This window comes from Tahibacter amnicola (assembly GCF_025398735.1).
Lineage (GTDB): Bacteria > Pseudomonadota > Gammaproteobacteria > Xanthomonadales > Rhodanobacteraceae > Tahibacter > Tahibacter amnicola.
Genome location: NZ_CP104694.1, coordinates 1,610,726 through 1,629,307, shown reverse-complemented (window position 1 = coordinate 1,629,307; position 18,582 = coordinate 1,610,726). Strand labels below are relative to the sequence as shown.

Annotated in this window: 22 protein-coding genes; 14 read left to right on the top strand and 8 right to left on the bottom strand. The window is 65.5% G+C overall.

Going from position 1 to position 18,582, the window contains the following annotated elements; translation table 11 throughout:
• Positions 1–34: 34 nt before the first annotated feature.
• Positions 35–403, bottom strand: coding sequence for a twitching motility response regulator PilG (gene pilG, locus N4264_RS06840; protein ID WP_261697585.1), 369 nt, complete (start codon positions 401–403; stop codon positions 35–37).
• Positions 404–753: 350 nt separating this feature from the next.
• On the opposite strand from pilG, the gene gshB reads away from it, so the two are divergent.
• The 6 genes from gshB to N4264_RS06810 all read left to right on the top strand — a co-directional run bounded on the left by gshB (position 754) and on the right by N4264_RS06810 (position 6,493).
• Positions 754–1,704, top strand: a complete 951-nt coding sequence (gene gshB / locus N4264_RS06835) for a glutathione synthase (RefSeq protein ID WP_261696314.1) — start codon at positions 754–756, stop codon at positions 1,702–1,704.
• A complete protein-coding gene (locus N4264_RS06830; RefSeq protein ID WP_261696313.1) occupies positions 1,701–2,564 on the top strand; it encodes an energy transducer TonB in 864 nt (287 codons plus the stop codon). Before gshB ends, N4264_RS06830 begins: the two co-directional genes overlap by 4 nt.
• A gap of 112 nt (positions 2,565–2,676) precedes the next feature.
• On the top strand, positions 2,677–3,243 hold the full coding sequence (locus N4264_RS06825; RefSeq protein ID WP_261696312.1) for a YqgE/AlgH family protein: 567 nt from the start codon (positions 2,677–2,679) through the stop codon (positions 3,241–3,243).
• Positions 3,244–3,258: 15 nt separating this feature from the next.
• A complete protein-coding gene (gene ruvX / locus N4264_RS06820; RefSeq protein ID WP_261696311.1) occupies positions 3,259–3,693 on the top strand; it encodes a Holliday junction resolvase RuvX in 435 nt (144 codons plus the stop codon).
• Positions 3,690–4,640, top strand: coding sequence for an aspartate carbamoyltransferase catalytic subunit (locus N4264_RS06815; RefSeq protein WP_261696310.1), 951 nt, complete (start codon positions 3,690–3,692; stop codon positions 4,638–4,640). The genes ruvX and N4264_RS06815 overlap by 4 nt, the downstream gene beginning before the upstream one ends.
• A gap of 182 nt (positions 4,641–4,822) precedes the next feature.
• Positions 4,823–6,493 carry a hypothetical protein gene (locus N4264_RS06810; protein WP_261696309.1) on the top strand — a complete coding sequence of 557 codons (1,671 nt, stop codon included), beginning with the start codon at positions 4,823–4,825 and terminating at the stop codon, positions 6,491–6,493.
• A gap of 33 nt (positions 6,494–6,526) precedes the next feature.
• Here the strand turns inward: N4264_RS06810 and N4264_RS06805 are convergent, their stop codons facing one another.
• From N4264_RS06805 to N4264_RS06795, 3 genes are all read right to left on the bottom strand, one after another.
• The gene (locus tag N4264_RS06805) at positions 6,527–6,772 is read right to left on the bottom strand and encodes a hypothetical protein (RefSeq protein ID WP_261696308.1); all 246 of its coding nucleotides are present in this window, start codon (positions 6,770–6,772) and stop codon (positions 6,527–6,529) included.
• A gap of 32 nt (positions 6,773–6,804) precedes the next feature.
• Positions 6,805–7,932: a PilT/PilU family type 4a pilus ATPase gene (locus N4264_RS06800; RefSeq protein WP_261696307.1), complete on the bottom strand. Its 1,128-nt coding sequence runs from the start codon at positions 7,930–7,932 to the stop codon at positions 6,805–6,807.
• Between the two features lie 157 nt (positions 7,933–8,089).
• Positions 8,090–9,127: a type IV pilus twitching motility protein PilT gene (locus N4264_RS06795; protein ID WP_261696306.1), complete on the bottom strand. Its 1,038-nt coding sequence runs from the start codon at positions 9,125–9,127 to the stop codon at positions 8,090–8,092.
• Positions 9,128–9,341: 214 nt separating this feature from the next.
• Between N4264_RS06795 and N4264_RS06790 the strand changes: the two genes are divergently transcribed.
• The 8 genes from N4264_RS06790 (at position 9,342) to N4264_RS06755 (ending at position 15,001) form a co-directional block, all read left to right on the top strand.
• The gene (locus N4264_RS06790) at positions 9,342–10,022 is read left to right on the top strand and encodes a YggS family pyridoxal phosphate-dependent enzyme (protein ID WP_261696305.1); all 681 of its coding nucleotides are present in this window, start codon (positions 9,342–9,344) and stop codon (positions 10,020–10,022) included.
• A gap of 90 nt (positions 10,023–10,112) precedes the next feature.
• Entirely contained in the window at positions 10,113–10,946 is an 834-nt protein-coding gene (gene proC / locus N4264_RS06785; RefSeq protein WP_261696304.1) for a pyrroline-5-carboxylate reductase, read from the top strand.
• Positions 10,947–10,949: 3 nt separating this feature from the next.
• Positions 10,950–11,522: a YggT family protein gene (locus N4264_RS06780; protein ID WP_261696303.1), complete on the top strand. Its 573-nt coding sequence runs from the start codon at positions 10,950–10,952 to the stop codon at positions 11,520–11,522.
• 43 nt (positions 11,523–11,565) lie between these two features.
• Positions 11,566–12,012, top strand: coding sequence for a DUF4426 domain-containing protein (locus N4264_RS06775; protein ID WP_261696302.1), 447 nt, complete (start codon positions 11,566–11,568; stop codon positions 12,010–12,012).
• A 49-nt stretch (positions 12,013–12,061) separates the two neighbouring features.
• On the top strand, positions 12,062–12,415 hold the full coding sequence (locus N4264_RS06770) for a histidine phosphatase family protein (RefSeq protein WP_261696301.1): 354 nt from the start codon (positions 12,062–12,064) through the stop codon (positions 12,413–12,415).
• Between the two features lie 2 nt (positions 12,416–12,417).
• Positions 12,418–12,765 (top strand): histidine phosphatase family protein, encoded by a 348-nt coding sequence (locus N4264_RS06765; RefSeq protein ID WP_261696300.1) that lies wholly within the window; start codon positions 12,418–12,420, stop codon positions 12,763–12,765.
• Positions 12,765–13,988 carry an acyl-CoA dehydrogenase family protein gene (locus N4264_RS06760; protein ID WP_261696299.1) on the top strand — a complete coding sequence of 408 codons (1,224 nt, stop codon included), beginning with the start codon at positions 12,765–12,767 and terminating at the stop codon, positions 13,986–13,988. The genes N4264_RS06765 and N4264_RS06760 overlap by 1 nt, the downstream gene beginning before the upstream one ends.
• Entirely contained in the window at positions 13,985–15,001 is a 1,017-nt protein-coding gene (locus N4264_RS06755) for a phosphotransferase family protein (RefSeq protein ID WP_261696298.1), read from the top strand. The genes N4264_RS06760 and N4264_RS06755 overlap by 4 nt, the downstream gene beginning before the upstream one ends.
• A gap of 37 nt (positions 15,002–15,038) precedes the next feature.
• On the opposite strand, the gene N4264_RS06750 is transcribed toward N4264_RS06755, so the two are convergent.
• The 4 genes from N4264_RS06750 to N4264_RS06735 all read right to left on the bottom strand — a co-directional run bounded on the left by N4264_RS06750 (position 15,039) and on the right by N4264_RS06735 (position 18,548).
• Entirely contained in the window at positions 15,039–16,031 is a 993-nt protein-coding gene (locus tag N4264_RS06750) for a lipase secretion chaperone (RefSeq protein ID WP_261696297.1), read from the bottom strand.
• Positions 16,028–16,960 carry an esterase/lipase family protein gene (locus N4264_RS06745; RefSeq protein ID WP_261696296.1) on the bottom strand — a complete coding sequence of 311 codons (933 nt, stop codon included), beginning with the start codon at positions 16,958–16,960 and terminating at the stop codon, positions 16,028–16,030. Before N4264_RS06745 ends, N4264_RS06750 begins: the two co-directional genes overlap by 4 nt.
• A 372-nt stretch (positions 16,961–17,332) precedes the next feature.
• Positions 17,333–18,127, bottom strand: coding sequence for a cobalamin-binding protein (locus N4264_RS06740; RefSeq protein WP_261696295.1), 795 nt, complete (start codon positions 18,125–18,127; stop codon positions 17,333–17,335).
• A gap of 22 nt (positions 18,128–18,149) precedes the next feature.
• Positions 18,150–18,548 (bottom strand): secondary thiamine-phosphate synthase enzyme YjbQ, encoded by a 399-nt coding sequence (locus N4264_RS06735; RefSeq protein WP_261697584.1) that lies wholly within the window; start codon positions 18,546–18,548, stop codon positions 18,150–18,152.
• Positions 18,549–18,582 lie beyond the last annotated feature (34 nt).

The window sequence follows — 18,582 nt, the reverse complement described above, 5'->3', positions numbered from 1 at the left end:
CTTTCACGCCATGGCCCCATCAGCTATCCGAGGACTACGCTTTCAAATCCACATGTCGCCGGATTGCGCCCAGGAGCTCTTCACGGGTGAATGGTTTGGTCAAATACTGTTCCGATCCGACAATGCGCCCACGCGCCTTGTCGAACAATCCGTCTTTCGACGACAGCATGATCACTGGCGTCGCCTTGAACATCTGATTGTTCTTGATCAGGGCACAAGTCTGGTAACCGTCCAGGCGCGGCATCATGATGTCGACAAAGATGATGTGCGGCTGGTGGTCGGAAATCTTTGCCAAAGCCTCGAAACCGTCGGTCGCGGTGACGACATCGGCGCCTTCTTTCTTCAGCAGTGTTTCCGCGGTGCGTCGAATGGTCTTCGAATCGTCGATGACCATGACTTTCATCCCGCTTAGGCTGCCCTGTTTCGTCGCGTCTTCCACGTACCCTCCAGCCACCTGGTCTGTGGCACGGGGAGATCCCCATGCACGAGTCTTGCCACTTCCTGCTGCGACGCCGGTTGTCGCCCCCGCCGCAGCACACTTCAGGCACCGGGAGCATGGCTTTAATGGTTGTTTAACCGGTCATCAGCAAAGCTGTCAAGTTAATGGCGTAAGTAGCTGCCAACGTTCCGGAACCCCCTCGATTCGGGACACCCTTCGTACCCGTCCGGCAGCAGGTCGGTGCTAGTATAGATCGGCTTTAGACATGCCGTGCAGCGACGCGGCCACAAACCGAACAACAGGAAACGCCAGGCATGGCCGCTCGCACCCTTGCCGTGTTGATGGACCCCATCGCCACGATCAAGCCCAAGAAAGACACGACCTTGGCCTTGCTTCTTGAGGCCCAGCGTCGCGGCTGGCAGCTCCGATACTGTACCCATGGCGACCTGGCGATCCGCAACGGCAGTGCCTGGGCCCGGCTCGCCCCCCTGGTCGTCCGGGACAGCTCCAGCGACTGGTTCGAGCTCGGCCCGGCCGAGTGGCTCGATCTGAAAAGCGTCCAGCTGGTCCTGGCGCGCAAGGATCCGCCGGTCGACGCCCAGTTCCTCTACGACACCATGGTGCTTGAGCTCGCCCAGCGCGAAGGCGTGCTGGTCGCCAACGACCCGCGCGGCCTGCGCGACGCCAACGAGAAGCTCTTCACCCTGCAATTCCCCCTGTGCGTCGCGCCGACCCTGGTCGCCCGCGACTCGGCCGAACTGCGCCGGTTCGTCGCCGAGCACGGCGAAGTGGTGCTCAAACCGCTGGACGGCATGGGCGGCCGGGGCATTTTCCGGTCGCACCGGGGTGATCCGAACCTCAATTCGATCCTGGAAACCCTCACGGTCAATGGCCGCCAGTTCGCGCTGGCGCAGAAGTTCATCCCCGAGATCAGCGCCGGCGACAAGCGCATCCTCATGGTGGACGGCGAACCCGTGCCCTACGCCCTCGCGCGCATCCCGCAGGGGGACGATTTCCGCGGCAACCTGGCCGCGGGCGGGCGCGGCGAAGGCGTCCCCCTGTCCGATCGCGACCGCTGGATTGCCGCCCAGGTCGGACCCGAGCTGAAGCGGCGCGGCATGGTATTCGTCGGGCTGGACGTCATCGGCGACTGGCTGACCGAGATCAACGTCACATCCCCGACCTGTGCGCGTGAGCTGGACGCCCAATTCGGCCTTAACATCGCCGGGTCTCTGTTCGACTGTCTCGAAAGCAAACTCGCGTGAGCACTCCCAGCCATGTCTCCTCGGCCGACCGGTTCGGCGTCACGCTCCTGTTCTCGCTGATCGCCCATGCGGTGATCATCCTGGGGGTGACCTTCTCCTTCGCCGAGCCGGCGTCGCGCCTGCCCACGCTGGATGTGATCCTGCTGCAGGCGGCCAATGCCGAGAAACCCGTCAAGGCAGATTTCCTCGCCCAGAAGAACAATGCCGGCGGCGGCGATCGCGACGAAGCGCGCAGACCCGCCGACCCGCTTTCCAGCGCCCTGCCCAAGCCCACGCCCGGCGTCGCACCCAAACCCCTGGACGCCGGAGCGCCGCAGGCGACACCGCCCACGCCCAGCGAGCTGTTGACCCAGAAGGAAGGCGAGTTCGCGGTCACCACGTCAAAGGAATCGCCCGAAACGCCGGCCGTTCCGCAGCCGATTGCACGCGAACTGGTGGAGCGCAGCATGGAGGCGGCGCAGCTGGCCAGGGAATACCAGCGCGAGGCGGAGAAGTACGCCAAGCGTCCGAAAAAGAAGTTCATATCTGCCAATACCAAAGAGTACGAATTTGCCTCGTACATGGCCGGCTGGGTGGCCCGCATCGAGCGCATCGGCAACCTCAATTACCCGGACGAGGCGCGCCGCCAGCAGCTCCACGGCGATGTCGTACTTACCGTCACGCTCAACCGGGATGGCACGGTCAATCGGATGGACGTGATCCAGGGCTCCGGCCACAAGGTGCTCGACGACGCCGTGCAGCGCATCGTCCAGCTTGCGTCCCCGTTTCCGCCGATCCCGAACACCAAGGAAGACATCGACGAGCTCTACATCACGCGCACCTGGCAGTTCCTGCCCGGCGACGTGTTGCGCAATCGCTAGGCCACCCGCCACACCCCCCGCCGCCAACGGACCGACGGCGGCGGATGGCCGCACGGGCCCTTCCGCGCGCGCCAGTTCCCTCACGGGCGCACTTACCCGCTACAATCGCGCCATGCGCCAGCTCGCGACGCTTTCTAACCAACTTCTCATCGCCATGCCGGCGATGCGCGATCCGAATTTCGCGCGCGGCGTCACCTTCCTCTGCCAGCACAACGAAGAAGGCGCGATGGGCCTGATGGTCAATCGCCTTTCCGAATACCGCCTCGGCGATGTGCTTGCTCAGATGAACCTGACCTCGGACATCGCCGAGATTAACGACGCGCCTGTCCTGATCGGTGGTCCGGTACAGCCCGAGCGCGGCTTCGTGCTGCACGTGCCGGGCGGCAACTGGGAATCGTCCTTTCGCATTTCCGACCGCATCTCGGTCACCACCTCGCGCGACATCCTCATCGCCATGGCTTCCGGACAGGGGCCTGACCAGGCCATCGTCGCGCTGGGTTACGCCGGCTGGAGCCCAGGGCAGCTGGAACAGGAACTGCGCGAGAACGCGTGGCTGACCGTTCCGGCCCAGGAACGCCTGCTGTTCGAAACGCCGATCGATTCCCGCTGGGAGGCTGCCGCCGCCCTGCTCGGTGTGAGCAACATGGCACAGATGACCGACTACGCCGGCCATGCATAGGTCCGGCGTCGGCGCGTGGGGGCAGCCGGCGTGAACGTGGTGGGATTTGATTTCGGGACACGCCTGATCGGCGTGGCACTGGGAAACCGATTAACCCGCAGCGCCCGCCCCCTGGGCATCGTGAACAACGGGCCGCAGGGTCCGGACTGGCCGCGAATCGAGGCCTGGCTGTCCGACTGGAAGCCGGATGCACTGCTCGTGGGCCTGCCGCTGACCCTGGACGGCGAAGAACAGAAAGCCAGCCGCAATGCCCGCGCCTTCGCGCAGCAGCTGGAGAAGCGCTACGGGCTGCCGCTGCATCTGGTGGATGAACGCATGAGTTCGGTCGAGGCCGCCAGGCGCTTCGCCGACCGGCGCGCCAGCGGCACCGCCAAACGCAAACACGCCGCGGTGATCGACGCCGTGGCGGCTGAAGTGATTACCGAAAACTGGCTCGCCAACCAACCATGACCGCCGTACAGCTCACCGCACAACAGCGTCTGCGCCACCTGATCACGCTCGACCAGTTGCCCGTCGACATCATCCAACGCCTGTTCGCCCGCGCCGACGCGCTCCGCGAAGGCTGGCGGGCCGGCCAGCGCAGCTGGGACACCCTGCACGGCCACACGGTCGTCAATCTGTTTTTCGAGCCCTCGACGCGCACCCGCACCTCCTTCGACCTGGCGGCCCAGCGAATGGGCGCCGATGTCATCAATTTCGACATCGCCAACTCGTCGACCGTCAAGGGCGAGATCCTCATCGACACGCTCCACACGCTCGAAGCGATGAACTGCGACGGCTTCGTGGTGCGTCACAAGGAAAACGGCACCGCGGAGTTCCTGGCCCGGCACGTGCGCACGCACGCAGTCGTGATCAACGCCGGCGACGGAAACAACGCGCACCCGACGCAAGGACTGCTCGATGCTTACACCCTGCGTTCGCATCGGCCGGATTTTGCCAATCTGTGCGTGACCATCTGCGGTGACGTGCTGCATTCCCGCGTGGCGCGCTCGGATATTCATGTCCTGCGGGCGCTGGGAATCGGGGAGCTACGCATCTGCGCGCCGGCCAATCTCCTTCCGCCGACGCACGAACTGCCCGGCTGCCGCCTGATGGACGACTTCGACGATGCGGTCACCGGTGCGGACGCGGTCATCATGCTACGTCTTCAGAAGGAACGGATGACAGCGGCCCATGTACCGTCGGAGCAGGCCTACTTCGCACGCTATGGGCTGGACGCCCGGCGCCTGCGTCTGGCGCATCCGGAGTGCCTCGTGATGCATCCGGGCCCGATCAACCGGGAAGTGGAGATCGCTTCCGCCGTCGCCGACGGTGCCCAGTCGCGCATTCTGCAGCAGGTCAGCAACGGCGTGTTTATCCGTATGGCGGTACTGGCGGAGCTGTTGTCCGGCACCTGACTTCCGCTCAGCGGCGCCGGACGTCTTGCGACCAGCCGCCTGGTGTGAATGAAATATCGCCTGGAATACGTATCTTTGTTCCGACCGGCCGGCATGCCTGGGGGCAGACCGGCCGGAATCATGCGGATGCGGACGGGTCCCTCTGCCCGTGGCGCGTCCACCCATCAAAACCGGGGATCACCATGTCCGTTTCGTTTCGCAAGATCCTGCCGCTCGCCGTGGTTCTTGCCCTTTCCGCCTGCGGCAAGAAGTCGGATCCGTCGCAGCCGCTGGCCTTCGTGCCAGCCGACACACCGTACGTCTTTGCCAACCTGGAGCCCATGCCCCAGCCGGTGATCGACGAATGGCAGAAAGCCATGAAAGAGATCTGGCCGCTGTCCTTCGGCATGTACGAGCGCATGCTCGACCGCGCCGACACCATGCCGGAAACCGAACGCAAGGCCGCCCGGGCCGTGCTGGAAGAGATCAAGACGCACGCCACCGCCGGCACGCTCAATGAGCTGGGCTTCAAGGGCAGTGTCCGCGCGGCCGTCTACGGTGTCGGTCTGGTGCCGGTCGCCCGCGTCGAACTGGCCAGCGCCGAGGCCCTGCGCGCCACGGTCGCCCGCGTCGAGGGCAAAGCCGGCGCCAAGCTGCCGACCGCCAAAATCGGTGACCAGGAATACTGGGTCTTCGGCAGCGACAAGCTGGTCGGCATCGCCGCCATCATGGGCAACCAGCTGGTGGTCACCATCGCGCCGAAAGAAGCCAGTGAAGATCTGCGCAAGCGCCTGCTCGGCATCACGCCGCCGGAGAAGAGCCTCGATCCGTCCGCACTGGAAAAAATCAACAGCGCGAACAAATACACTTCATTCAGCTCGGGCTACATGGACGTCGTGCGCATCGTGGACCTCGCCACCAGCGAAGCGGCCGGTCCACACCGGGAGTTCCTGACCGCCCTGGGCGCACCGACTGCCGCCATCGATGCCACCTGCCGCACGGAATACCTGGATATCGCCCGTAAATTCCCGCGCCTGGTCGCCGGCTACACGGAAATGGCGCCCAAGCGCATGGCAGTGGCCATGACGCTTGAGCTGGAACAGACCCTGGCCGCCGACCTGGTGAAGACCGTCGGCTCGGCGCCGGGCACCGCTGCACCGTCGCAGGGCCTGTTCGACATGTCCATTGCGTTGCCGGTGCTCAAGCACAAGGAGTTCTGGCTCAAGCAGGCCAAGGCGGTCACCGCCAAGCCCTACGCCTGCAAAAACCTGGCCTCGCTCAATACCTCGTTCGCCGACATGCAGCAGAAGCTCGACACGACGATTCCGCCGCCGCTCAGCGATTTCCTCGGCGCGCGTGTCACGATGAGCAAGTTCACGATGGAGCCGGGCAAGAGCCCCGAAGGTTCGGGCAAGATCCTGGTCAGCCTGAGCAATCCGGCTTCGGCCCTGGCCATGGCGCAGATGAGCCTGCCTTTCCTCAAGGACGTCAAGCTCGCTACCGACGGCAAGCCGGTCGAAGTTCCCGGCGCGACGCTGCCGCCGAATCTGCAGCCGGTATTTGCGGTGGCCAACGACAAGGCGGTCGCCGTTTCCGTCGGCCCCGGCGAGAACGCGGACCTCACGGCCTACCTCGGCGCTGCGCCCAGTACCGACGCGGTGTTCCTGCGCAGCAGCTTCAACGGCTCTCTCTACGGCCAGTTCGGCGCGATGTTCGATACGCTGCGTGGCGTCATGAGCAACGAGCAGCAGCAGGATCTGGAAGACCAGAAGAAGCTGTTCGACTTCTATGCCCGCTGGATCAAATCGGTGGATTTCCAGTTCACCGCCCGACCCAACGGCATCGAGTTCGTCGAGACGATCACCACGAACTGATCGCCGCAGACCGCAACGACAGGCAGCGCGACGTCAGTCGTCGCGCTGCCAGCGGAAATCGATTTCCTCGCGGTTCCCCAGCGCCGCACGCAGCACGCCCAGGAGTCCGGCGTCGGCGCCGCGTTCTTCAAGATAGTCGATCGAATCGCGATCGAGGAAGTAATCCTGGTCAGTACTGGATTCTTCCTCGAACGCATCGATCAGGAAGGCAAGCTGCGTATCGTCGATCCGGCCCAGTTCGCGGCCATCCTCCGTATCGAACAATCGAATGGTCGCCATGGATCCGGCACCCTGCCTTTGATTCGCAACGATCAGCTTTCCATCAGCTCCACGCCGTCCAGACCCTGGCTCAGGGTATGGGCATCGCCACCCTGGGCGAGCTTGATGCGCAGGCGCACTTCGTTGGCCGAGTCGGCGTGACGCAAGGCGTCCTCGTAACTGATTTCGCCGGCCTGGTAGAGCTCGAACAGACTCTGGTCGAACGTGCGCATGCCCAGGTTCGTCGATTCCTTCATGACGTCCTTGAGCTTGTGCACCTCGCCCTTGCGGACGTAGTCCTGCACCAGCGGCGTGCCGAGCAGCACTTCCATCGCGACGCGGCGAGCCTTGCCGTCCGGTGTCGGGATGAGCTGCTGCGCCACGATGCCCTTGAGATTCAGGGACAGGTCCATGAACAGCTGTTCGCGGCGGTCTTCGGCAAAGAAGTGGATGATGCGATCCAGCGCCTGGTTGGCATTGTTGGCATGCAAGGTACACAGGCACAGATGGCCGGTTTCCGAGAAGTTGATCGCGTGTTCCATCGTTTCACGCGTGCGCACTTCGCCGATCATGATGACGTCCGGCGCCTGGCGCAGCGTGTTCTTGAGCGCGTTTTCCCAGGTTTCGGTGTCGATGCCCAGCTCGCGCTGCGTGATGATGCAGCCCTCGTGCTTATGCACGTATTCGATCGGGTCTTCGATGGTGATGATGTGGCCGGTCGAGTTCTGGTTGCGATAGCCGATCATCGCCGCCAGCGAGGTCGATTTACCGGTACCCGTCGCGCCGACGAAGATGATGATGCCGCGCTTGGTCATCGCCAGCGTCTTGATCACCGGCGGCAGGCTGAGTTCATCGACCGTGGGGATCTTGGTCTCGATGCGGCGCAGCACCATGCCCACGCAGTTGCGCTGGTAAAAGCACGACACACGGAAGCGGCCCACGCCGGTCACGCTGATCGCGAACTGGCACTCGCGCGTCTTTTCGAACTCCTCGCGCTGCGAGGGCGTCATGACGTTGAGCACCATGTCGCGCGATTGCTGCGGCGTCAGCGGGTTCTGCGTGATCGGGCTGATCCGGCCGTGCACCTTCATTGAGGGCGGCACGCCGGCCGTGATGAAAAGGTCCGAAGCCTTCTTGTGGACCATCAGTTTCAGGAACGAGGTGAAATCAACGCTACTCATGTGTTTCTCCCGAGCCTTCGCGGAGCATCGTGGAGCGGGATGCACATCCCGTACCGTCGATTTCCCGTCGCCGACCCATTAAGCGATACCCGAGCCCGCCGTCCGACGCCGGCCGGCCAGGCCCTGCCGGGCCCGCCGGAACGGAACCTGCCGCCGGTTACTTGAAGACTTCCTTGTTCTTCGCATAACCGATGGCCTGCTGTCGCGTAACCAGTCCGCGTTTCACGAGATCGAGCAGGCACTGGTCCAAGGTCTGCATGCCATACTGGGCACCGGTCTGGATGGACGAATACATCTGCGCCACCTTGTCCTCGCGGATCAGGTTTCGGATGGCAGGGATGCCGACCATGATCTCGTGCGCCGCAATACGGCCACCGCCGACTTTCTTCATGAGCGACTGCGAGATCACCGCGCGCAGCGACTCGGACAACATCGACCGGACCATCGGCTTTTCGCCGGCCGGGAACACGTCGATGATGCGGTCCACGGTCTTGGCCGCCGACGAGGTGTGCAGCGTGGCAAACACCAGGTGTCCGGTTTCCGCCGCGGTCAGCGCCAGGCGGATGGTTTCGATATCGCGCATTTCGCCGACGAGGATGTAGTCCGGGTCTTCACGCAAGGCGGCGCGCAGGGCTTCGTTGAAGCCATGCGTATCGCGGTGCACCTCGCGCTGGTTGATCAGGCACTTCTGCGAGGTGTGCACGAATTCGATCGGATCCTCGACCGTGAGGATGTGCGCGTATTCGTTCTTGTTGACGTGGTCGACCATCGCCGCGAGGGTGGTCGACTTGCCCGAACCGGTCGGACCGGTGACGAGGATCAGCCCCTGCGGCTGCTGGATCAGTTCCTTGAAAATCTTCGGGCAGCCGAGATCTTCCAGGGTGAGCACTTCCGAGGGAATGGTACGGAACACCGCGCCCGCGCCCCGGTTCTGGTTGAACGCGTTGACACGGAAGCGCGCCAGCCCCGGGATCTCGAACGAGAAGTCGCACTCGAGGAATTCTTCATAATCGCGGCGCTGCTTGTCCGACATGATGTCGTAGATCAGCGAGTGGATCTGTTTGTGATCCAGTGCCGGAATATTGATGCGGCGAACGTCGCCGTCGACGCGGATCATCGGCGGCAGGCCCGCCGACAGGTGCAAGTCTGACGCTTTGTTCTTGACCGAAAACGCCAGCAGCTCGGCGATATCCATGCGCTTCTCCCCGATGAGGTGTGGGCAAATCCCGGAAGGGGTGCTTCCTGCCGTGGCCGCTACCCGATGGGGAGCCGGATCGCGGCGCACCGGGCGCTAGGATCCGGCTCCTCAACCGGGCAGAATCCGCGGTTCCCAACGTGGCGACCAAGCCGTCCGGTGCGGTTGCGGCCGAGTATAGCTCGGCAAAATTCCGCCGGCGCACGTGATTGCGATGAACTCCTCGGAAAAAGCCTTTACTGCTGTCAACGATCGAATCAGAGCTGCAGCGGCCACCCATGGCGGCGCCGTCCGGCTGGTGGCGGTCAGCAAAACCCAGCCCGCTGCCGCGGTTCGCGCACTGGCCGCGCTGGGCCAGCGCGCCTTCGGCGAGAACTACGTCCAGGAAGCCCTGGCCAAGCAGGCGGAGCTGGCGGACCTTGCCCTGGAGTGGCACCTGATCGGCCCTCTGCAGTCAAACAAGTGCCGGGAAGTGGCGGCCCATTTCGACTGGCTGCAGACCCTGGACCGGGAAAAGCTCGTGGGCCTGCTCGACCGCTGGCGCCCCGCGGACAGGCCGCCCCTCAATGTCCTGATCCAGGTGAATATCGACGACGAGACGAGCAAGTCCGGCTGCGCGCCCGCGGCGGTCGCCGGCCTGGCCGCAACGATCGCCGCGGCGCCACGGTTGCGCCTGCGCGGCCTGATGGCGATCCCCGCGCCCTTGCCCGAACGCGAACGCCGCCGCGCGGCCTTTGCCCGGATGGCCGGGCTGTTCGAGGAGCTGCGCCGTGCCCACCCGGGCATCGATACCCTGTCCATGGGGATGAGCGAGGATTTCGACCTCGCCATCGCCGAAGGCGCGACCATGGTCCGTGTCGGTTCCGCACTGTTCGGCGCGCGGCCAGTCGCCTGATACGGTCCAAATCCGCCTTTTCGCCGCGCCCGGGTTTCGCATTCGGGCGCCGCGGGCTACCCTGCGGGTTCCGTTACGCAGGGAGGCCCTATGGGTTCATCGAATTCGCCGCGCGTCGCCTTTGTCGGCGGCGGCAACATGGCACGCAGCCTGATCGGCGGCCTGGTACGCACGGGCGCGCCCACCGACACCATCACCGTTGCCGAGCCCAATGACGCCTTGCGCCAGGCACTGGCGGCCGATTTCGGCGTCGCCACCTTTGCCGACAACGTCGCCGCCTGTGCCCAGGCCGAGGTGATCGTGCTGGCGGTCAAGCCACAGGTGATGCGCCCGGTCTGCGAGGGGCTTTGCGGCATTGTGCAGAAGAACCGCCCGCTGCTCCTTTCGATCGCAGCGGGCATCCGCATCGATCAACTCTCCGGATGGGCCGGCGGCGGCGCTGCCGTCGTCCGTTCGATGCCCAACACGCCGGCCCTGATCGGCGCCGGCGCTACCGGCCTGTGCGCCAACGCCGAAACCAGTGCCGAACAGCGCGCGATTGCCACCACTATCCTGGGCGCCACCGGACTGACCGTCTGGATCGACAACGAAAACCAGATGGATGTGGTGACGGCACTGTCCGGATCCGGCCCCGCTTATTTCTTCCTGCTGGTCGAAGCGCTCGAGGAGGCCGCGGTGGCCCAGGGGCTGCCGCGCGACGCGGCCCGCGCGCTGGCAACGCAGACGGCCCTGGGTGCCGGCCGCATGCTGCGCGAGGATGGCGAGACACCGTCCCGGTTGCGCGAGCGGGTCACCTCGCCCGGCGGGACGACCCAGGCTGCACTGGACGCCTTTGCACGTGGCGGACTGCGCGAACTGGTCGCCACCGCCGTCGACGCCGCGACGCTGCGTGGACGCGAACTGTCGGCCGCATCGGGAGCCTAGACCATGTCATTCTTCGTGGAAGTCGCCATCATGGCGGTGCAGCTGGTCTTCGGCATCGCCCTTTTCGTGGCCGGGCTGCGCATCATCCTGCCCCTGAGCCGCGCCCGGTTCAGCAATCCGCTCTGCCAGCTCGTATACAAGGTGACAAACCCGCTGGTCGGCCCCCTGTCGCAGATCCTTCCGCCCTACCGGAAACTGAGCATTGCCGCGGTCGTCCTCGGCTGGCTCATCATCCTGGTCGAGGTCTGCGTCATCCTGCTGCTGCTCGGCACACTGCCGAACCTGCTGTTGATTCCACTGAGCCTGGGCGGCCTGTTGTACTACCTGCTCGGCTTCGCGTTCTGGGCGATCGTGATCCGCGCGATCATGAGTTTCTTCACGGTGGACTACAGCAACCCCGCCGTCGAAGTGCTCTATGCCATCACCGACCCCCTGCTCAAGCCCTTCGACCGGCTGCCTCCGCACAACGTGGGCTTCAATCTTTCCCCCATGTACGCCGGCTTCGCCATTCGCGTGGCCATGCTGCTGCTGACGAAACTGTTCGGCCCCTATGTCGTCCTGTTTGCCCGGCTGTAACAGCATCATGGCGTCGTCCTCCCTCACACTCCGGAGCTGCTGCATGAAATCCGCATTGATGGCGTTCGCGCTTGCCGGCCTCGGACTGGCTGCCCTGCCGGCGACCAGCCGCGCCGAGCAACTCCAGCGGTTCGATGGCTATGTGGTGCACTACAACGCGTTCACCGCCGACCAGCTCGCGGCGGAAGTCGCGGCGGCGTACAAATTCCAGCGTTCGCGGCGCCAGGGCCTGGTGAATATCACCGTGCAGCGGGAAAAAGGCGCCGGCGAAATCGAGCCGGTTGCCGCCACTGTCACCGGCACCGCCACCAACCTCGTCGGGCAGCGCACCGTGCTGGTGATGCGCGAGATCAAGGAAGACGGTGCGATCTACTACCTGGGCGAATTTCCGGTCAGCGGCACCGATACGCTGCGGTTCTCCATCGACGTGGCGCCGGCCGACAGCAGCAAGCGCCACACCCTGACCTTCACCCAGAACTTCGCCGACTGACGCGCCGGCCCGGCCCTCGTCCGCCGGGCCAGCGCAGCGTCCCGTCACGATGATGACGCACCTTTTGCTGGTGCGGCATGCCCAGGCCAGTTTCGGCACGGATGACTACGATCGTCTCTCGGACCACGGGCATCGCCAGGCAAACCTGCTTGGCAGCTGGCTGGCCGCGCAACCGTGGCGCTACACCAGCATTCACGCGGGCAACCAGCGCAGGCACGTGCAGACGCTGGAAGCGCTCTACGCGGCTGCGGCCGCCGCGCAGCGCGTACTGCCGGCGATGATGGTGGACGCGGACTGGAACGAGTTCGACCACGAGTGCCTGCTGCGCGGCTACCGCGCCTTCGCGCCGGATGATCCGGACCTGGAATCCCTCGATCACCCCCTTCCGACCGCACGCGGCTGAAGTTGCTGCTCGGTCGCGCGTTCGTCGCCTGGAACGACGGACATCTCGCCGACGTGATGCCCGAAAGCCTGGATCAGTTCCGCGAGCGTGCCGCACGCGCCGCGCGTCGTGCAGGTACCGCGGCCGGCGACGGCACGGCACTGGTCGTCAGCTCCGGCGGCGCCATCGCCCGTTGCGCCCAGGCGCTGCTGGACCTGGACGAGCCACGCACCGTCGAGTTGAACCTGCAATTATCCAATTCTGGCATTGTCGAACTGTGGCACGAGCACGGCAGGTGGACCCTGCGCCGCTGGAACGACCTGCCCCACTTCGCCCCTTCCGATCTCGCGCAACTGCGGAGCTTTGTCTGATGACCCTTTCGCTGGCCAGCACCACCCACGCGCAGGACCTGCTTGAGCGCGTCCGGCGTTTCGTCCGTGACCGCATCCAACCGGCGGAAGGCGCGTATTTCGCGCACGTCGCCGATCCTGCCCGCCGCTGGACGATCCCCGATGTCATTGAATCGCTCAAGTCCGAAGCACGCGCGGATGGGCTGTGGAACCTCTTCCTGCCGGGCCCCGATCATGGCGCCGGCCTGAACAACCGGGATTACGCGCCACTGGCCGAATGCATGGGTCGCAGCCCGCTCGCACCCGAGGTGTTCAACTGCAACGCGCCCGACACCGGCAACATGGAAGTGCTGATGCAGTACGGGAGCGCGGAACAGCAGGCGCGCTGGCTGGAACCGCTGCTGGATGGCCGTATCCGCTCCGCCTTTGCGATGACCGAACCGGCGGTGGCCTCGAGCGACGCCACCAATATCGCCACGCGAATCGTTCGCGACGGTGACGACTACCGCGTGGATGGCCGCAAGTGGTGGACCACCGGGGCGATGGATCCGCGCTGCGCCTTCTTCATCGTGATGGGCGTGACGCAGCCGCAGGCGGCACCGCACGAGCGGCACAGCATGATCCTCGTGCCACGCGACACGCCGGGTGTCACCCTGGTGCGCCCCCTGACGGTCTTCGGCTACGACGACGCGCCGCACGGCCACGCCGAAGTACTGTTCGACAACGTCCGCGTGCCCGCCGCAAACCTGATTCTCGGCGAAGGCCGCGGTTTCGAGATCGCACAGGGGCGGCTCGGTCCCGGCCGCATCCACCACTGCATGCGCCTGATCGGCCTTGCCCAGCGCGCACTGGAAACGCTGGTGGATCGCGCCCAGACGCGCATCGCCTTTGGCAAGCCGCTGGCCGCCCAGGGCGTCGTCGCCCAGGCCGTGGCCGAGTCGCACTGCGCGATCGAGCAGGCGCGCCTGCTGACCCTTTCCGCCGCGGAGACACTCGACCGCCTCGGCAACAAGGCGGCGCGCGACGCCATCGGCATGATCAAGATCGTCGCCCCACGCATGGCCTGCGAGGTGATCGATCGTGCGATCCAGGTCCACGGCGCAGCGGGCCTTTCCGACGACACCTTCCTCGCCCATGCCTATGCGGCGGCCCGGGCCCTGCGCCTGGCCGATGGTCCGGACGAGGTGCACGTGGCCGCCCTGGCACGCTCCCTGTTCAAGCGCGGCGGACGGGTGCCCGCATGAGCGCGCCCGAATCACTACCCCTGCCAGCGCTGCGTGCGTGGATGGCCCACGCCCTGCCGACGCTGCCGGCGATCGATCGGGCGCGTCGCCTTGCCGGCGGACAGTCCAACCCTACCTGGCTGCTCGAAGCCGGCGAACGGCGCTACGTTCTGCGAAGCAAGCCAGGCGGCCGCCTGCTGGCGTCAGCGCACGCGATCGATCGCGAGTTCCGTGTCATGGGCGCCCTCGTCGGCAGCCCGGTTCCGGTCGCAACACCGCTGGCCTATTGCGACGACGAAACCGTCATCGGCAGCGCGTTCTACGTGATGTCCCACGTGCCGGGCGAGGCCTGCTGGGATCCCGCCGTACCCGATGCCGACGTGACTGTCCGCCACGGTATGTACGCGCAGGCGTTGCAGACCCTGGTGGCACTGGCAAACCTGGATGTGGATGCGTGCGGTCTTTCGGACTACGGCAGGCCCGGCAACTATTTCGCGCGACAGATCACGCGATGGACCGAGCAGTACCGGGCGAGCGAAACGGAATCCATTGCGGCCATGGATGCGCTGATCCAGTGGCTTCCCACCGCCGCGCCCGATGACGCGACGCGCGCGGTACTGGTGCACGGCGATTTCCGCTTCGACAACCTGCTGTGGAGCCCGCAGGGCGAGCTGCTGGCCGTTGTCGACTGGGAGCTGTCGACACTCGGACACCCGCTGGCGGACCTGGGCTATTTCTGCATGGCGTTGCGCCTTCCGCGCAACGGCGTATTGCCCGGCCTCGCCGGGCTTTCGCGCAGCGAGCTGGGGATTGCCGAGGAAGAGGCCCTGGTCAGCGCATTTGCCCGCGCCACCGGACATGATCCCGGCAATCGCTGGCGCTTTCACCTGGCTTTTCACTTCTTCCGTCTCGCTGCCATTGCCCAGGGCGTGATGAAGCGCGCACTGCAGGGCAACGCGGCCAATCCACAGGCGCTGGCCGCCGGACGCATGACGCGCCTGATCGCGCAGATGGGTGCCGACGTCGCCCTCTGAATCCGATGGCAGGGCGGCCGTGCCGCCCTGCGACGAACTACCGATCGTGGCCCGCGCCCGATGGCAGCATCCCGGCCGCCGCCAGCGACCGCACCCGCCGCTGTTCCGGTTCACTGAATGACCTCGCCAGCAGGCTGTCCAGCTGGACCTGCCGCTGCGCGTCGGCAAGATCATGACGCGCCAGCAGATGGTCACGCGCCGTCGCGTAGGCCGCCAGGCGCGACTGCCACGCCAGCTGCTGCCGATCCAGCACCGCCAGCCGGTCGGCTGCCACCGCCCCCCACAGCTCGGTCCGTTCCTTGTGACGCTGCTCGGGATCGACGTTCCGGGACTTCAGCATCTGGCTTTGCGAAACCGCCAGGTGAAAATCCGTCGCGGCGCGCTCCGCTTCATCCCACCCGGCGAACGTGCGTTCGTCACCGGCAACACCATGGCGTCGCTGCGCCAGACGTAGCAGGGTGGCGTCGGCGTAGGCCTCTTCCTCGCCGAACCAGGCGCGAACGGTGGGTTCGTCAAACCAGGCGCGGCGAAGGGCTTTGACCGCTGCCAGGTTCGCCGCTTCATCGCCGGTGGACGGCAAGGCCAGTCCCGCCTGCTGCATGCCGACATAGCGGTCGAACAGTGCCGCCACGGCGGCGCGAACGCTGCTGCTCAAACCCGGTTGCTGCTGCAGCCAGGCAACCAGGTCACCGCGGATCTGCGCGGGCGTCCGTTCACCGGTACGCGCCAGGAAATAGTCGAAGAGCCGCCGAAGGCCACGGTCAATGACGAGCCGGCCGGCCGCGTCGAGCGTCACCACGCCATCGACCTGGGTTCCGCGCATCGAATCGGCCACGATGCCGTCTGCTTCCGTTGGCTCAGCGGGCCTGGGAATCCGGGCGGCTTCACGCGGACGCACTGCCCCTTCCCGCGGCGGCGGATCGGCAACCGCGTCGCTCCGGAGAGCGACGCGGTGCGATCCTTCCGGCGGCAGCAACCACGCCACGCCCAGTATGGCCAGCGCAACCAGGATGCCTCGCCGCCGACTCACAGGCCGGCGTTCTTCAGACGGTTGGCGTGCGAGCGATACACGCTGACCGGATTGGAACTGAACAGGCCACGCAGTCCGAGCATCTGGTTGACCTCATCCAGGTGGTTCCACGCGTAGTCGTCCCGGATCACATCGCCCAGGTGGCTGGAGCAGCGCGAAACCAGTCCGTCATTGGCTTCAAAGCCGAAGAACAGGCTGGAGGCACCAAAGAAGGCGTCAGACGCATCGAAGAGGTTGGTCAGCACCGACGTGCCACTGAACGAGTAGTAGCGGATGCCACCGGCGACCAGGGCGCCCTTGCCGCAGCTGGAGGACGGCAGCCCCTGGCCATGCAGGCTGTTGAAAGCCGTGATGCCCGGCGTGTTGAGCGAGGCCAGCGCCGCAAGCGCATCCTGCGGGTCGTCGTTGCCCGAGAGCCAGCCGAGGAAACCGCCGAGCGCGTCCATGAAGCCGGCGACGATGGGACGCAAGGGCGAATTCGGCGGCAGGGTTGCCTCGATACCGTCGGCCACCTTGCTGCCCTTGTTCGGCGCGCCCATGGTCGTGACGGAAACCACCAGGTCGGGCCGCACCGACGCCACGTAACGGATGGTAGGCCCACCGTGGCTGTGACCGATCAGGTTGAACTTGGCGTGGCCATGCAGCGCACGCAAGTGATCGAGTTCGTCGATCAACTGCTCGCCGCGCGCCTCGGTCGAATTCACCCCGGAAACGCTGGCGACGTAGACGGTCGCCCCACCAGCGCGCAACTCCGGCGTAATGCCGTACCAGTATTCGTAGACGCCCAGCAGGCTGTCGAAGCCGAGCATGCCGTGCACGAGCACGATGGGGTGGCGGGTTTGCGTATAGCCGGACTGGGCCGCGACAGGGAACGCGACCAGGAAACACAGTAGAACACCGAACAGACGCCCGAAAACGGAGCGTTTCATACTTCCCTCTCCTCAGGGAAGCCACGGCACAGCGCGCGCTGCGGTTCGATCCTCGAAATCCTGCTCCTGCCACGAGGCAATACCTCGCGACGGGCCGCCATTCCGGCGGCCACGACGTTCTGCCGAACACGACCCCAGGCCGAGTTTCCCAGCATGACGAACGGTGGATGGAATGCCGCGCACGCGAGCCGTACGCGACGCGCCGCAATGTACACCGATGAAACGCTCAATTCAAACGGTTGTTTTATAAGCGAACTCAACCATTTGCGACGACCGGGCGCCGGCAGCAGCGTTCTGGAATTCGTACACAGGCGCACAAAGCGCGCCACTCGCTGCCAACAACGTAGCGGCGCTGGACGAGCCCGGGATGGGTCAGTGGTCGCGGTGCGCGCAGGCGGCGATGCGCGCGTGCAAGGCGTCCAGGCCGTCAAACAACGCGGCCGGCCCCGGCTGAAGAATCAGCGGCGACTTGATCTCGAACAGCTCGCCGCGCTGCACGGCGGGGATGGCATCCCAGCCCGGACGCGCTGCCACGCGCTCGGGACGGAAGCGCTTTCCGCACCAGGATCCGAGGATCAGGTCCGGTGCCCGGCGCACCACTTCGCCAGCGTCGGCCAGGATGCGGTCTCGCGCGAGGGATTTTTCCGTCAGCTCGGGAAAAACATCGTCGCCGCCGGCGATACGGACCAGTTCGCCCACCCAGCGGATCCCCGTGATGAGCGGGTCGTCCCACTCCTCGAAATACACTTTTGGACGAAACGGCAGGCGCGACGCGGCATCCCGGATCTGATCCAGATGCGCTTCGGCGCGACAGGCCAGGTCTTCCGCCGCGTCAGCGGCCCCCACCATCGCACCGAGGCGACGGATGTAGCCAAGGATGCCCTCGACCGACCGGTGATTGCTGATCCACACCTCGACGCCGGCCTTGATCAGGTCGCGAGCGATGTCTGCCTGGATATCGGAAAACCCGATGACCAGATCCGGCTCGAGCGCCAGGATCTCGCTGATGCGCGCACTGGTAAAAGCCGACACCTTCGGCTTCTCCTTGCGCGCCCGGGCCGGGCGCACGGTAAAACCGCTGATGCCCACGATGCGATCTTCCTCGCCGATCGCATACAGCACCTCCGTCGGCTCTTCCGTCAGACACACGATGCGGCTGGGATACACGGCAGGCGTCCTCGATAAACGATCAGTGACCGATCAGGGTCACGTTGACATGCCGGCGGTGCGGCTCGGCCCGGTGTTCCCACAGGTAGACGCCCTGCCACGTACCGAGGCTGTACCGGCCGCCGTGGAACGGCACACCGAGGCTGCAGCCGGTCAGTACGGAACGGATATGCGCCGGCATGTCATCAGGCCCTTCCGCGTCGTGTTCGAACAGGGGATCGCCATCCACGACCAGGCGCGCGAAAAAGCGTTCCAGGTCGGACTGGACGGTGGGATCGGCGTTCTCACCGATGATCAGCGAGCAGCTGGTGTGCTGGACGAAGACCGTCGCGAGCCCGGCCTGCAGGCCCGACCTGTCCAGCGCATCGCGCAGCTGCGCGGTGATGTCGACCAGGCCGCGCCCGCGGGTATGCACCGTCATCCCCGATTGCGCGAGTTTGAGGCCGCCGGCGGTG

What these genes read in the sequence shown, in the direction of transcription:
- N4264_RS06770 (WP_261696301.1), top strand. Translation starts at nt 12,062, where the DNA reads ATGATGACGCACCTTTTGCTGGTGCGGCATGCCCAGGCCAGTTTCGGC.
- N4264_RS06780 (WP_261696303.1), top strand. Translation starts at nt 10,950, where the DNA reads ATGTCATTCTTCGTGGAAGTCGCCATCATGGCGGTGCAGCTGGTCTTC.
- N4264_RS06755 (WP_261696298.1), top strand. Translation starts at nt 13,985, where the DNA reads ATGAGCGCGCCCGAATCACTACCCCTGCCAGCGCTGCGTGCGTGGATG.
- N4264_RS06825 (WP_261696312.1), top strand. Translation starts at nt 2,677, where the DNA reads ATGCGCCAGCTCGCGACGCTTTCTAACCAACTTCTCATCGCCATGCCG.
- N4264_RS06795 (WP_261696306.1), bottom strand. Translation starts at nt 9,127, where the DNA reads ATGGATATCGCCGAGCTGCTGGCGTTTTCGGTCAAGAACAAAGCGTCA.
- N4264_RS06805 (WP_261696308.1), bottom strand. Translation starts at nt 6,772, where the DNA reads ATGGCGACCATTCGATTGTTCGATACGGAGGATGGCCGCGAACTGGGC.
- proC (WP_261696304.1), top strand. Translation starts at nt 10,113, where the DNA reads ATGGGTTCATCGAATTCGCCGCGCGTCGCCTTTGTCGGCGGCGGCAAC.
- N4264_RS06800 (WP_261696307.1), bottom strand. Translation starts at nt 7,932, where the DNA reads ATGAGTAGCGTTGATTTCACCTCGTTCCTGAAACTGATGGTCCACAAG.
- N4264_RS06735 (WP_261697584.1), bottom strand. Translation starts at nt 18,548, where the DNA reads ATGACGGTGCATACCCGCGGGCGCGGCCTGGTCGACATCACCGCGCAG.
- gshB (WP_261696314.1), top strand. Translation starts at nt 754, where the DNA reads ATGGCCGCTCGCACCCTTGCCGTGTTGATGGACCCCATCGCCACGATC.
- N4264_RS06815 (WP_261696310.1), top strand. Translation starts at nt 3,690, where the DNA reads ATGACCGCCGTACAGCTCACCGCACAACAGCGTCTGCGCCACCTGATC.
- N4264_RS06760 (WP_261696299.1), top strand. Translation starts at nt 12,765, where the DNA reads ATGACCCTTTCGCTGGCCAGCACCACCCACGCGCAGGACCTGCTTGAG.
- N4264_RS06775 (WP_261696302.1), top strand. Translation starts at nt 11,566, where the DNA reads ATGAAATCCGCATTGATGGCGTTCGCGCTTGCCGGCCTCGGACTGGCT.
- N4264_RS06810 (WP_261696309.1), top strand. Translation starts at nt 4,823, where the DNA reads ATGTCCGTTTCGTTTCGCAAGATCCTGCCGCTCGCCGTGGTTCTTGCC.
- N4264_RS06745 (WP_261696296.1), bottom strand. Translation starts at nt 16,960, where the DNA reads ATGAAACGCTCCGTTTTCGGGCGTCTGTTCGGTGTTCTACTGTGTTTC.
- N4264_RS06790 (WP_261696305.1), top strand. Translation starts at nt 9,342, where the DNA reads ATGAACTCCTCGGAAAAAGCCTTTACTGCTGTCAACGATCGAATCAGA.
- pilG (WP_261697585.1), bottom strand. Translation starts at nt 403, where the DNA reads ATGAAAGTCATGGTCATCGACGATTCGAAGACCATTCGACGCACCGCG.